Source organism: Olsenella sp. oral taxon 809 str. F0356 (genome assembly GCF_000233535.1).
Lineage (GTDB): Bacteria > Actinomycetota > Coriobacteriia > Coriobacteriales > Atopobiaceae > Olsenella_I > Olsenella_I phocaeensis.
In genome coordinates, this window is sequence record NZ_JH376563.1 from 180,949 (window position 1) to 194,562 (window position 13,614).

General features: G+C 67.1%; 11 protein-coding genes. 2 read left to right on the forward strand and 9 right to left on the reverse strand.

The window, feature by feature from the left end; translation table 11 throughout:
- Window positions 1–123: 123 nt before the first annotated feature.
- Together HMPREF1008_RS00820 and HMPREF1008_RS00825 are read right to left on the reverse strand one after the other, a co-directional pair.
- A complete protein-coding gene (locus HMPREF1008_RS00820; protein ID WP_009277946.1) occupies window positions 124–1,746 on the reverse strand; it encodes a 4Fe-4S dicluster domain-containing protein in 1,623 nt (540 codons plus the stop codon).
- Window positions 1,747–1,971: 225 nt separating this feature from the next.
- Window positions 1,972–2,700, reverse strand: coding sequence for an RluA family pseudouridine synthase (locus HMPREF1008_RS00825; RefSeq protein WP_009277947.1), 729 nt, complete (start codon window positions 2,698–2,700; stop codon window positions 1,972–1,974).
- A 1,390-nt stretch (window positions 2,701–4,090) separates the two neighbouring features.
- Here HMPREF1008_RS00825 and HMPREF1008_RS10330 point away from each other — a divergent pair.
- Window positions 4,091–4,390 carry a hypothetical protein gene (locus tag HMPREF1008_RS10330; protein WP_198003126.1) on the forward strand — a complete coding sequence of 100 codons (300 nt, stop codon included), beginning with the start codon at window positions 4,091–4,093 and terminating at the stop codon, window positions 4,388–4,390.
- A gap of 178 nt (window positions 4,391–4,568) precedes the next feature.
- On the opposite strand, the gene HMPREF1008_RS00835 is transcribed toward HMPREF1008_RS10330, so the two are convergent.
- The 7 genes from HMPREF1008_RS00835 to HMPREF1008_RS00860 form a co-directional block, all read right to left on the reverse strand.
- Complete coding sequence (locus tag HMPREF1008_RS00835) at window positions 4,569–6,302, reverse strand: serine hydrolase (protein ID WP_156797566.1); 1,734 nt, start codon at window positions 6,300–6,302, stop codon at window positions 4,569–4,571.
- 4 nt (window positions 6,303–6,306) lie between these two features.
- Window positions 6,307–6,498 carry a hypothetical protein gene (locus HMPREF1008_RS10530; protein ID WP_009277950.1) on the reverse strand — a complete coding sequence of 64 codons (192 nt, stop codon included), beginning with the start codon at window positions 6,496–6,498 and terminating at the stop codon, window positions 6,307–6,309.
- Complete coding sequence (gene dltD / locus HMPREF1008_RS00840) at window positions 6,498–7,802, reverse strand: D-alanyl-lipoteichoic acid biosynthesis protein DltD (protein WP_009277951.1); 1,305 nt, start codon at window positions 7,800–7,802, stop codon at window positions 6,498–6,500. Before dltD ends, HMPREF1008_RS10530 begins: the two co-directional genes overlap by 1 nt.
- Window position 7,803: 1 nt before the next feature.
- A complete protein-coding gene (dltC, locus tag HMPREF1008_RS00845) occupies window positions 7,804–8,061 on the reverse strand; it encodes a D-alanine--poly(phosphoribitol) ligase subunit DltC (protein WP_009277952.1) in 258 nt (85 codons plus the stop codon).
- Window positions 8,054–9,232: a D-alanyl-lipoteichoic acid biosynthesis protein DltB gene (dltB, locus tag HMPREF1008_RS00850; RefSeq protein WP_009277953.1), complete on the reverse strand. Its 1,179-nt coding sequence runs from the start codon at window positions 9,230–9,232 to the stop codon at window positions 8,054–8,056. Before dltB ends, dltC begins: the two co-directional genes overlap by 8 nt.
- Window positions 9,233–9,242: 10 nt before the next feature.
- Window positions 9,243–10,901 carry an amino acid adenylation domain-containing protein gene (locus HMPREF1008_RS00855; RefSeq protein WP_009277954.1) on the reverse strand — a complete coding sequence of 553 codons (1,659 nt, stop codon included), beginning with the start codon at window positions 10,899–10,901 and terminating at the stop codon, window positions 9,243–9,245.
- Window positions 10,902–11,092: 191 nt separating this feature from the next.
- A complete protein-coding gene (locus HMPREF1008_RS00860; protein ID WP_009277955.1) occupies window positions 11,093–12,025 on the reverse strand; it encodes a LysR family transcriptional regulator in 933 nt (310 codons plus the stop codon).
- A 156-nt stretch (window positions 12,026–12,181) separates the two neighbouring features.
- Here HMPREF1008_RS00860 and HMPREF1008_RS00865 point away from each other — a divergent pair, with 156 nt between their 5' ends.
- Window positions 12,182–13,585, forward strand: a complete 1,404-nt coding sequence (locus tag HMPREF1008_RS00865) for a Na+/H+ antiporter NhaC family protein (RefSeq protein WP_009277956.1) — start codon at window positions 12,182–12,184, stop codon at window positions 13,583–13,585.
- Window positions 13,586–13,614 lie beyond the last annotated feature (29 nt).

Genomic DNA, 13,614 nt, shown 5'->3' on the forward strand with positions numbered 1-13,614 from the left:
CGACTGACCTGGGAAAAGGCGAGAGGACCGCGCATTCCACGATTGGTCTGCGCGGCCCTCTCCCTTTCTTCTGGCGCTCCCTTTCTTCTGGCGCTCGAACCGGGCGGTCGCAGATGACGACTCCTAGCGCTTGGGCTCCTGGGCCTCGCGGCTCTCCGCAACCTCACGGTCCTCGTCGTCCTTGGTGAAGCCCTTCTCCAGGACGGGCAGGAGCATGCGGTAGGAGTTCTCCGTCGCGTTCACGTGCGGGGACTTCTTGGCATAGCGCTTGACCGCCGCCGCAGACTTGTTGATGGCCACGAGGGTGCCGGCGCCGGCGACGCATCCGCCTGGGCAGGCCATACCCTCGAGCAGGTAGCCAGGGTACTTGCCCTTCACGGCGTCCTTCATCATCTTGCGGCACTCGTCCAGGCCCTCCGCGTTGACGACGTTGACCACGCGGTCGGGGTAGCGACGATGAATGGCGTTGACGACGGCGTTCGCGACGCCGCCCGCCACGGCAAAGTTGCGGCCATCCGTGCTGGCAACGTCGAAGTCGCTCTTGTTGTCGTCCTCGAGGCTCAGGTAGTCGATGTCCTTTGAGGCCATCATGCCGGCCATCTCCTCGAAGGTGAGGACGAAGTCGACCTCGCTGCGCACGCTCCTGCGCATGGCCTCGAGCTTCTTGGCGGCACAGGGGCCCACGAAGACGATTTTGGCGTTGGGGTGCTGTGCGCGGATCATGCGGGCGGTGAGCGTCATGGGCGTGAGCGCCATGCTGACGCAGTTGGCATGCTCGGGGAACTCGCGCTTGGCCATGACCGACCAGGCGGGACAGCAGCTCGTGCCCATGAAGGGCAGCTTGTCGGGAACCTCCTCGAGGAAGTCCTCCGCCTCCTGCATGGTGCAGAGGTCGGCGCCCAGAGCAACCTCCTCCACGCCCGAGAAGCCCAGGAGCTTGAATGCCTCGCGCAGCTTGCCCACGTTGCCCTTGCCCCCGAACTGGCCCACGAACGAGGGGGCGACGGCGGCGATGACCTCCTGACCCGAATGTATGGCCCAGATGACCTGGGCGATCTGGCTCTTGTCGGCGATGGCGCCGAAGGGGCAGTTGACCAGGCACTGCCCGCAGCTCACGCACTTCTCGTAGTCGATGTCGGCGCGCCCGTGCTCGTCGGAGCCGATGGCGTTCATGCCGCAGGCGGCGGCGCAGGGACGAACGTGGTGATGGATGGCCTGGTAGGGGCAGGTCTTGGCGCACATGCCGCAGTGGATGCAGGCGTCCTGGTCGATGAACGCCCGCTTGTCCACGAACGAGATGGCGTTCTTGGGACAGATCTCTCGGCAGGGGTGGGCGAGGCAGCCCTGGCAGGTGTTGGTGACCTCGTAGACGTTGTCCTTGCACGCGTTGCAGGCGAACTTGATCACGTTGATCAGAGGAGGCTCGTAGTAGGCGAGGTCCGCCGTCTCGGCCTCCTTGAAGCCGTCCGAGATGCGTGCCGGGCGCTCGACGCCCTGCAGGGGAAGGCCCATGGCGAGGCGGATGCGCTCGCCGATGATGGCGCGCTCGAGGAAGACGCTCTCGCGGTAGGTCGCGACGTCGCCGGGGAGAATCTTGAACGGCAGCTCGTCGAAGGCATCGTCGATGTCGCTGTCGGTCTTGCCGGGGTCGTCCCCCATCGCGTAGCAGACCTTTGCCACCTCGCGGAAGACGTTGCGACGAATCTCGGTAAGGTTGGTGTACACGCCACGCATGCTGCCGGCCATAGGAACCTCTCTCGCGTGCGCCGGACGAACCGGCGTCCCCTCCTGAGCCGGCCCCCGCCGGCGTGCGCCCCATCGGGCTGCCCCACCAGTATGCATCAAAGCGAGAACCACGTGGACACGCGGGCCGCAGGCAGGCGTCCGCGAGGGTGCTAGCCGCGACTGCGGAGCCAGAGGTCCTCTCCTGGGCGCCCCGCACAGGTGGCACGGCCGCCCCTCGGCCCTGTGCTAGCCGCGGCGGCGGAGCCAGAGGTCCTCTCCCTTGGGGAAGGCCTCCTCGAAGCGGGCGGGCCAGGCGGTCGAGAGGCGCAGGTGCTCGCCCGTCACGGGATGGTCGAACTCCTCCTCGAGGGCGTGCAGCATGAGCGAGGGCTCCGGACCCGCGTTGCGGCTCCGGGCACTGCGGGGAGTGGCGCGACCGGACCTGCTGCCATAGAGCACGTCCCCCACCAGGGGGAAGCCGAGTTGAGAGAGGTGGACGCGTATCTGATGGCGACGTCCCGTCAGGAGTTCGACGGCCACGAGGGAGCGATGGCCGTCCGTGCCCAGCAGCCTCACGCGGGTGTGGGAGGGCTTGCCGCCGCGGCTCGCGCGCATGCGACGGGCGTCGTGGCGGTCGCGGCCCAGGGGGAGCTCGATGTCGCGCGTCCCCGCGGGGAAGCGGCCCTCCACCAGGGCGACGTAGCGCTTTTCGATGCCATGCGACGCCACGAGGGCGTCCAGCTTGGGCTGCACCCCCTTGTCGAGCGAGAAGAGCACGAGTCCCGAGGTGTCGACGTCCAGCCTCTGGACGGGCTGCAGGCCACTGGCGTCCGTCCCCTGGGCCTCGAGGAGCTCGCGCAGATCGTCCGTGAGGGTGCGGGCGCCGCTGCCGTCGCCATGAACCAGGATGCCCTGGGGCTTGTCCACCGCGGCGAGCCACTGGTCCTGGTAGATGAGCCCGAACTCTTTGCCCACGTTCCTCTCCCCTCCCGCCGGTCGGCCCCTGCCAGCTGGCGAGGGCACATCATCCGGCAAATCTCACCTGCCAGGTGCTAGACGGACATGCCTTTCATTTTTGTCGGTACATTCTTGACCACGATATACCGGCAAACGCGCCAAAATAACTCATATGACAATGATGTGATCTGTTTATCGGTCTTTCTCTGCCGACAAACAGGCAAGTTGAGCTACTACTGCACAGCGTCTTCTTGTTTGCCGGCAGGTCGTATCACCCCTCAGCCATGGACCACGGCGACATGAATTTTGGTAGAACTTGTGGACGAGCCTGACGCTTCGCCCCAAACTGCCAAACTCTCGCCAGTCGTGCGACCCTTCCAAGCTGCCCTCGGTTCCGTGAACGGTATGGGCCCAGCAGCATACCCTGCAGGCTGATGCCAGCCATATGCAGGAAATCACCTGCTCAGAATCCTATTCTCTGGCAAAGCGAGCCGGTACCTTGGCGTGCGAGCTACCCACGTCCCGCCGCACGCGGCAACGAGCTAGCTGCACCCCATCGCGCACAGCAGAAGACGAGGAGAATAACGTGGCCATCTACCTGGGAGGACGAACGGCACTTGACATCTGGCGACGCGCATCCCTGGGGCTATGCGCGATGCCCATCAGCTGCACGTGCACCAGCCTCGTTGACTCCGCCGCTTCATCAAGAGAGCTTGTCGCGGCAGTCCAGTCTCTTCTCCTTGCAGGAGCCATCCCCGACGAGGGTGGATGCCACCGAGACCTGGAACCAAGGACGCAGCTCCCTGGCGTTGTCCAAAGATGCGCGCGCCCATTCGAACTCCTGGTAGACCACAAGAACAAGTCACATCGAATGAGGGGCGCAAAGGTACGGGTATGTCGCTCCACTCTCCCGTCGGGATCCTTGTTCCGGATTCCGAACACGGACGTCCGCCTCGCATCACCCGAGCTCATCTTCCTGCAGCTTGGCAACGGGAGGGCGCTTCTGCCAAAAATCGAGCTTGGAATGGAGCTCTGCGGAAGCTACGTGAGGGGTGACCTCGCCCCGCAAGGCCAGACGGAGCTCGAACATGGGGAGAGGGGACGAGTCCCTCGGCTAGATGCTGGATGCGAGGGGAGGCCATCCTTGACAAATGTCGCCCGATTGCATGAGTTTTTAAATGAGTCGAAAGGCATGCACGGTATCGTGGCATCCAGGCGCGCCTTGCGTTGGGTGCTCGACGGTGCCAGATCGCCACGTGAGAGCGCCCTCCACCTTGCCCTCAACCTACCATCCAAGCTGGGTGGATATGGCATGGGCACCCCCTTGCTCAATCACCCTTTGGATCTGGGGGCAGGCATGCGAGCTGGCTCCTGCATTGCCGACCTTGCATACCCGAAGGAACGCGTCGTGGTTGAATATGACGGGTTCGCGCCACATGGTGGAAGGCGCCTCGAATCGGGCGAAGTCGTCTTTGACGCAGACAAGGTGCTTGACGACAAGGACCGCTGGAGCCGCATACAAGCGGCGGGATGGAAGCTGGTAGTGTTCTGTGGCAGGGACACGACGTCCTTCCCTCGCTTTGACACGAAGGCGAGACAGCTCGCCAGCTGCCTAGGGAAGGACGCCTGGGACGACGGACCCGAAACCACGAGGGCACGTGACCGACTGAGGAAGTGGCTGTTCGATCCGCGCAGGCAACAGCTGTGAATCAATCGGACGCAGCCGAGCCAGCCCCATTGACGCGTCGCCCCAGATTCGAGCTTGATTGTCGGTACGCATAAAACAAATAGGTGCCGACAAGCGAACGTCCAGGCCCTCAAGATGACTGATCGGGTTAGATTGCCGGTATCTCTCGGTCGCAAAAGTACCGACTAATGAGGCCACATCAAGCTCGGACCCGCAGGGCCACGACAATCCTTGCGACACCGGAGGCCAGCAGCAGCGCGACCGTGGCCAGGATGACCGCGCTGGCATCCGGGACGAAGGTCGCGAAGTCCCTCCATGGGGCGCCATAGAGCCTCGGCACCCACAACAGGCTCAGGGGGAGAAGGCCGTACGCCACGAGGTCCCAGGCCAGGAAGTCGCGTGCCCTCCCCTCGGACCAAGCCGCCCCGAGCCTGCGCGCCCAACCCCTCAGCCCGAGGAGGCTCGCCAGGGAGAGACCAATCATCACAAGGTAGAGGGCATCGTATTGGGCATGGAGCCACAGCCTCTCGCCACCGTCCACCTCCACGCCACCGCCACCCACGGCGATGAAGGTGACGCCGTCGGCCATCTGCCAGAACGCCTCGTTGCCTCCGAAGTAGTCGCTCGCGTCGCCCAGCACGACGAGGGCGATTCCGCGAGAGGGCAGCACCATCATGCGAGCGACGTAGTTCTCGACCTGGCCGTCGTGGCTCATCACGAGCTCTCCGCCGTCCCAGCCGAAGGTGGTCCAGCCCATGCCGTAGTAGGTGTCGCCGTAGGGGTCAGGCACGCGACTCAGGGCGAGCGCCCGCACGGAGGAGGGATTCAGGACGCCGGAGCCGCCCCGCAGGTACATGCGCAGGTAGCTCTCCATGTCGCTCAGGCTGGCGCGCACGTAGCCGGACGAGGGCCCGCCCCAGGCGTGGTCGCCGTCCTGATGCAGGTATCCGTCTGCCAGATTGAGCCCGAACCAGTTGCGGTGCCCCGGCACGGAGCCCTGTGCGGCCTCGCCGGCACGGGCGTCGTCCGAGCCATAGGCGGACGCGTCGTACATTCCCAGGGGGGCGAAGACCCTCTCCCCTAGGTAGTCACCATAGCTCATGCCGCTGACGGCCTCGACGAGCCGGCCCAGGAGGTCGTAGTTCGCGTTGGAGTACGAGAAGCTTCCCGCCGAGGCTCCCGGCCAGGCGTCCGCGGGGGAGTCGTAGTAGCCGAATCCGCTCGTCTGGTTGAGGAGTGACCGGACGGTGACGGAGTCGGGCAGACCAGCGTCCGCCACATAGCAGCCAATGGGATCGTCCAGGTCGACTTGGCCCGTCTCCACGAGCTGCATCACCGCGACGGCCGTGAACGACTTCGAAAGCGAACCGATCACGAAGGTCGATCCTGCGTCCTGGCAGTCTCCCAACGTCCGCTCGTACAACGTTCCCCGGGCGCTCACCACCGCGACGGCGACGCCGGGCACGCCGGTCCGGGGGAAGTTCTGGTCGAGGTAGGCGTCCATGAGCTCGGCGAGTTCGGCCTGCGTTGGGGTGCTGCCGGGGTCGGCGGGGTCAACCTGGGCATCGCCGCCGCCCCCCGAGGGAAGGCCGAGGCCCTCGTCGTCGCCTCGGGCGAAGGGGAAGGTCTCCTGCGGGTCGACGTCGAGGCCGACGTCGGAACCAGGGTCGGCGTCGGGGCTCGCGTCCGACCCTCCGTCAGAGACGCCCGAACCCCCGTCGGTCGACGCATCGGTCTGAACCTCGATCTGGCTGCTGCCGCTGGCAACGCGGTACGAGCCGGGTACCACCCCCACGGCGCGCAGGAGCCCGGCGAGCTCCCCCTCGCCAAGCACGACGGCAATCGCCAAGGCAAGCACCAGAACCCTGCGAATCCATCGCCGGGGATCCCTGCACGCCGCAGGAGCCGCCTTCCCATCTCCAAGGACGCCCATGAAGCTAGAAGCCCGCATAGACGAACTGCACCGGCCCGTTGAGGCCCGAGAAGACGAGGAACCACAGCAGGACCGCCAGAAGTGCGAAGGCAAGGCAGCCTGCCGCCACGGCGACGAGCGTGCCATGCCCGGCGGCATGGTCGATCAGCCAGGCCTTGGAGCGGGCGAGAGGGCCCTTCCCTCCCTTGCCGGACATCAGGCGCCCTCCCCTGCCTGCGTCGCCCGCTCGGACGTGAGTCCCTCGGCGCTGCCGTAGCCCGCTCCGCCCAGGAAGGCGTCCTTGGTTCCGTTGACGAAGTGGTAGAAGGACTCCTCGATCCGCACCCAGCCACGCCAGCCGGGATGCACCGTGTCGCAGAGGAAGTACCTCTCGTACTCGCAGCTCGAGAAGTCCGCGTATGCGGAGCCGGCCTCGTCGCAGATGCCACGGATGCGCTGGTAGTAGTACTGGCGCTCGTCCTGGCTCACGTTGGATCGGTCGTACCACGACCCGTGCACGGGAAGGATGCACACCAGGGGCTCCAGGCCCGCCTCCTTGCACACCCTGAGCATGCAGGCGAGGTCGGCGTACTCGTCGTCAGCCTCGTGGAAGTTCTGGTACCACTCGGGGTCGTACTGGGAGTTCTTCTCCCAGTACGCATCATAGATGCCATAGTCGTTGTTGGTGCAGCGCTGGGCGCCCTCCGCGTCGGCCTGGGCGAGCAGGGCGGCCCAGTCGGGCTCGCCCGTCGACTCGCCCGACGCGCGCAGCACGCTCTTCTTCGGGGCGAGCGAGATCACGTTGGAGAGCTTGGAGCGCAGGCGCAGCTGGTCGGACTGGTAGTAGGCGACCGCGTTGAGGCGGTCCAGGGGGGTGTCGCCGTTGGCCGCACGCAGCTCCGTCGTGCCCACGCCCAGGGCCTGGGCACGCTGGCGCACGTAGGCCTTGGTCTGGTCCGAGATGTCGGGGTTGTCGCAGAACTCCTGGTAAAGCGAGTAGCTGAACTTGGACGAGAACTTGGACTGCTCCCCGTTGCCCTTGAAGAACCACTGGGGAGAGACCACGAGCATGACCTTCTTGTTCGTCGTCTTGCGCGCGTACGCCCCGGCGGCGATCGCCTGCCAGAGGCTCTGGTCGTAGCCCTCCCCCACGTAGGTCATGTCCACGCCGGAGCCCGACTCGCCGAAGACGGCCTGGGGGCACATGGACACCAGGTCCTTCGAGATGTAGAACTCGGAGGAGCCGAAGCAGAGCCGCGAGCCCGCGGACATGTTCGCGGTCACGAAGGAGCTGTTCTCCGACTTCCCGCTGGCATACACGTAGTCGTAGATGCGCGACTCGCCCGCCCGCCCGCTCTTCGGCAGGGCGAGCTCCACGTAGGCGAGGCCCGCGAGGGCGAAGGCGAGAAGGCCGCCCGCGACGCCCAGCAGCAGGCGCAGGCCGGGGCCTGGCCAGCGTCCTGCGCGCGAAGACTGGGAGGCTTCCTCGACCGTGGCGTCGTCCCTGTTGGCGTCCGTCACCCTAGAGCCTCTTCCTGACCTGCTCGAGGATCAGGTCGACGGTGTTCATCTCCTCGCGAGGGAGCTCGGTGGGTGCGATGGAGACGCCGAACTCCTCCTCGATGCCGACGAGCAGCTCCACAGCCGCCATCGAGTCGAGCAAGCCGAGGTCGAAGAGATCCTCGTCGCGATGCTCCCGCACCGCCGGGTCCTCGCAGACCTCCTCCATGAGGTCGAGGAGGCGCTCCTCCACGTCGTCGTTGCGCATGCTGTCAGACATTCAGTACTCCTTTCAGGACGAGGGAGACCTGGCCCGAGAAGAGGGCGAAGCCAAAGAACACGAGCTGCATGGTGATCGCCCACGACACCAGTCTGAACCAGACCTGGCCCTTGTGGGCGCGGAAGAAGGCGGTCTTGTGGAAGCCCTCGGTGGCCGCCATGAGGACTCCGTGGTAGAGGCCGTACGCCACGTAGTCGGGGGTGACTCCGTGCCAGAGCCCCATGAGCAACATGTCTGCCACGAGGGCCACCTGGGCGGTGCGCAGGCGTCCCTTCACGAGGTGACGGCGCATGAGCCAGCGCGAGAGGCGCATGAACACGAAGTCGCGCAGCCAGGCCGAGAGCGTGATGTGCCAGCGGTTCCAGAAGTCCTGGAGGTCCTCGGCCAGGAAGGGCGCGCGGAAGTTGCGGGGCACGCGCACGCCCAGGCAGTAGCCCACACCCATGGCCATCATCGAGTAGCCCGCGAAGTCGAAGAAGAGGTAGAGGCCATACGCGTAGCAGGTCACGACCTGCTTCCACAGCTCCTCGAGGAAGGGGCCGCTCCCCCAGGCTGCGGGGGCGTAGAGGCGGTGCACCAGGGTGGCGAGCACCATCTTGTAGGCCATGCCGCCCAGGACGAGGAGGATGCCGCGGGCCAGCATACCCGCGTACTCGTCGCGGGGCGAGACGTGGCGTGCGTCCTCGAGGAAGCGCCGGCTGCGGTCGATGGGGCCCGAGTCGAAGGTCGGAAAGAAGAGCAGGAAGCGGAGCTGGTCGACCAGGCCCATGTCCTCGCGCGCGATGAGCCCGTCGTGCACCTCCATGAGGATCTGCACCGACTTGAAGGTGGCATACGAGATGCCCGCGAAGCCCAGGAGCGCCGTGGACGCGAACGAGACCGTGAGCTTGTAGGTCACGAGGGGCAGGATGCCGAGGGCGACGGCCGCCACGAAGCGCCTCTCGCTCTTGGGGTCCGCCATGAGCCAGCGGGTCGTGCCCAGCGAGACGACGAGGAAGAGGGCGAGGGAGGCAAGCTGCGCGGGCTGGCCCGCCACGAGGCAGCCGACGAGCAGCAGCGAGGCGACGAAGCCCAGGCGGTCAAGCCGTCGGCCGTTGAGTCCCAGCACGGCGGCGACGGCAACGACCGCCGCCGTGAGCGCAAAGAAGCTGGGGTCTGCGAAGAAGCCCATCTCTCACCCGCTAGGGGGCCTGGAGGGAGCGGCGGTCGACCTTGCCGTTGGGGGTGAGGGGCATGCGATCGAGGATCCTCACCGAGCGAGGGACCATGTAGGAGGGCAGGCGCACGGCGAGGTCCGCCTTCAGGCCGCGGGCGAGGTCGAAGTCCGCCTCGTCGGCGTCCCGGCGCGAGAGGACCACGAAGGCCCGCAGGCTCCGCACCCTCCCGTCGCGTACGACGGGGAGAACCGCCGCCTGGCTCACACCCGGCATCTCCAGGAGCGCACCCTCGACCTCCTGGAGCTCGATCCTGAAGCCGTTGAGCTTGACCAGCGAGTCGAAGCGCCCCTCGCAGTGCAGCACCCCGCCCTCGTCCAGGTGGCCCTGGTCGCCCGTGCGATAGCCGCGGGTGGGGCTGCCGTCCGACATCGTGGTCTGGAAGAAGGCCTCGGCGGTCTTCTGGGGGTTGCGGTAGTAGCCCTTGGCCACCGTGTCGCCCACGATCACGATCTCTCCGGAGACGCCCGCGGGGCAGGGCTCGCCCGTCTGGTGGTCCACGATCCTGAGCTCGGTGCCAGGGCGGGGCACGCCGACGGGGAGCGGCGCGCTCCCGGCGAGCTCCTCATCGCCGATCGGGGCGAAGGTGACCGCCACGGTGGACTCGGTGGGCCCGTAGGTGTTCACCACGAGGGCGTCGGGGAAGCGCTCGCGCAGCTCCTGCGCCGTCTGGCGCCTGAGCTCCTCTCCGCAGAAGAGGAACATCCTGAGCTCTGGCAGGAGGCTGGCGTCGAAGCGCCCATCCACGAGGCAGAGGTCCGCGAACGAGGGGGTCGAGACCCACACCTCCACGCCGGAGCCCGCCAGGTCCTCGAAGAGGTCCTTGTAGCTCGCGGCGACCTCGCCTGGCACGGCATGCAGGCAGCCGCCCGTCGAGAGCGCCCCCACGAGCTCGTACTCCGAGAGGTCGAAGGAGTAGTGCGCCTGGTCGAGGAAGACGCGGCCACCCTCGGACACGACGGGGAAGTCCCTCATCCAGCCCATGAAGTTGGCGACGTTGGCGGCCGAGACCTCGATGCCCTTGGGGCGGCCCGTCGAGCCCGAGGTGAAGATGACGTAGTTGGTCTGCTCGCCCTGGACCCAGCCCTCGCGAGGGGGCACGGGGAGCTCGCCCTCCCTGCCCGACACGGCCTCGTCGGCGGCAAGCTCGCGCACGTCGACGATGCGGTCGGAGGGCAGCACGCCCGCGAGGGACGACGGCACGTTCTGGCAGCACGCGAGGGCGGCATCCTCTATCTGGCTCACGATGTCACGCACGCGCGATGACGGCAGCTCGCTGTCCACGGGGACGAAGGCATGTCCGCTCAGGAGGCATCCCAGGAAGGAGGCGACGGCGAGGTAGGACTTGGAAGCATAGACGACCACGGGGGCACGTCCGGGGGCGACTTCCAGAAGGCGCCACGCGACCCTGCACGAGAGCCTCCAGAGCTCCGCGTAGCTGACGTCCTCGTGACCCGACTCCTGGTAGGCGGGGGACCCCGGCGCGGTGCGCACCGTCGCCATGACGGCGTCCAGGAGCGCGTTTCCCTGGGCGGACACGGGCTGGACGGTGTCCCGAGGCGGCTTGGACGCGGATGCCGCCGACGCGACGGGCGACATGCCCGGCAGGTCCTTTGTAACGTTCATGGCCACTCCCTCGTCGCTACTTGCACGGAGTCGGTCCTTGATCCACGCTCGCAGTATTTCCGCTGCATGTGAAGGCGGCGTGTTCGAGGGAAGTCTGACACAAAAGCACGTTCAAGATAAATTTTTCCTTGAAATGAGCAGGCGGGGACCTTGTCCCAGGACGGGAGACCGGGCGAGAGGGTCCAGGCTCCCTATACAGCCGCCAGCACCTGCTCCTCAAGCAGGTCTGCGAAGGACTCGATGACGCTCCAGACGTGGCTCGACGCCCTCCAGGCAAGGCTGATGGAGATGCCCACGTCCGGGCCCAGCCCGATGGCCCTGAGGTCGGAGCCAGGGTGCGCCGCGAGTGCCGCCCGCGCCAGGTCGTCCGGAACGAAGCAAGCGCCGACCCCCCGCGCCGCAAGCTCGACGAGGGTCTCGGAGTTCTTGGACTCCACCCGCGGCCTGAGCGGCACGCCCGAGCGCCCCAGGATCCTGCGGGAGAGGTCGCCCGGCTCGTCTCCCCTGCCCAGGAGCATGAAGGGACAGTCCACGAGCGCCGCCACGCTCCCCGTGCGCTCCGCCTCCCGGACGACGGCCTCCCAGCCCCCGCCCAACAGCTGCCGGAGCAGCCCCTCCGACACCAGCAGGACCACGCGCTCTCGCTTGAGCTCGCGCACCACGAGGCCCGGCTCGTCCGCGTCCACCGTGGCCACGACCAGGTCCACGGTCCCCTGCCGGAGCAGCTCGACGAGCTCCTGGTTCTCGGCCTCGACGAGCCTCACGTCGATGCCGGGCCTGAGCTCCTGGAAGCGCGCGACCGCCTCGGGCATGAGCATGTGGCCGCGGGTGCTCGCGATGCCCACGCCCAGAAGGCCGCGCTGGTCTCCCGCGATGTCCATGAACTCGCGCCCCATGGTGCGCCGCTCGCCCTGGAAGCGGCGGGCATACCCCAGGAACACCTCCCCGGCATGGGTGAGCGAGAGGGGCACCCTGCGTTCCAGCAGCCTCACGCCGAGCTCGCGCTCGACGCCCGCGATGTGGGCCGAGAGCGTCTGTTGCGTGACCGAGAGGCGCGCGGCGGCGCGGGTGAAGCTCCTCTCCTCCGCCACCGCGACGAAGTAGTCCATGGTCTGGAAGTTCATGGCTCGCTCCGTTCTGCGACCGTGCGCACGAGGCCTGTGAACCGGTCGCAACTCACAAGAATATTTTGTTACAAGTATCAAATATAACAGTTTGAAATACAGCCGAGAGACCCATAGGATGCGAGGGGCAGGCGATGCTGGAAGGGGCGGTAAAAGATGGCAGAGGCGTTGGTCCTGGCTGCGTTCGCGCTGTCGCTTGCCGTGGGAATAGCCTTCGGCCTCTCCCTCCTCGTGCCCCTGGCCTGCGGCCTCGCGCTCTTCGTGGGCTACGGCCTCCACAGGGGGCATCGCCTGGGAGAGCTCCTGCGCGTCGCCGCGCGCGGGCCCCTCTCCATAGGAAGGGTGCTCGTGCTCTTCGTGGTCATAGGCATGCTCACCGCCTCCTGGCGCGCGGCCGGGACCATCCCCGCCGTCACCTGCCTCTCGGTCCGCCTCGTAAGTCCCTCCACCCTTCCGCTGGCATCCTTCGTGCTCTGCGGTCTCATGTCCACGATGACCGGCAGCTCCTTCGCCGCCTCGGCCACCGTGGGCGTGGTGTGCATGACCATCGCGACGGCCATGCGGGCGGACGTCCTGATCGTGGGCGGGGCCATCATCAGCGGGTCCTTCCTGGGGGACCGCTGCTCGCCCATGTCGAGCACGGCCATGCTCGTCTCCACCATCACCCACAGCAGCCTGCGCGAGAACCTCGGGCGCATGCTACGAATCTCCGTCGTGCCCGTCGTGGCCTGCGCCCTGATCTACGCCGCGCTGGGTCCCGCCGCCGGAGGCGCGGGCATGGCACCCTCGTTCAGGGGCTCCTTCGCGACGTCCTTCGACCTCTCGTGGTACGTCCTCGCGCCCATCGCGCTCGTGCTGGTCCTCTCGCTGGCAAAGCTCAGCGTCCTGCGCACCATGCTCGCGAGCCTCGCGAGCGCGCTTCTGCTCTGCGTCTTCGCCCAGCACGTCCCCCTGGGGGAGCTCCCGGGCATCCTCCTCTTCGGCTTCAGGACCTCCAACCTGGCCATCGGGCGCATGGTGAACGGAGGTGGGGTCCTCTCCATGACCGAGATCGCGTTAATCGTCGCGGTGGCCTCCAGCTACTCCGGCCTCTTCGAGGAGACGGGCCTCCTCCGGGGCATCCGCGCCTTCGTGCGCCGACTCGCGGGGCGCACCACGCCCTTCGCGGGAGTCCTCGTGACCAGCGTGGTCACCGCCTGCATCGCCTGCGACCAGGTGGTCTCGCTCATGCTCACCGCCCAGCTCTGCGACGAGATAGAGGGCGACGGCAGCGCGCTGGCGCTCGACCTCTCGAGCAGCGCGGCGATCATCCCCGCGGTCATTCCCTGGACGACCTCCTGCGTGGGACTTTGCGCCTTCGTCGGCATGCCCACCGGCAGCGCGGCGTACGCCTTCCTCTGCATGCTCATCCCGCTCTGGACCCTCGTCGTGTCGCTCTGGCAGAGGCGGCACCCGGGCTTCGCGCTCCAGCGCGGGGGCAGGGTCCTGGGCCTTGACGCGCGCGACGACGCGAGGCTGATTGGGCACGAGGTCCCCGCCAAGCTGGCAGAGGCCTCGTAGAAAGCGGGCGATGCGAGGGCTTCGCCCGC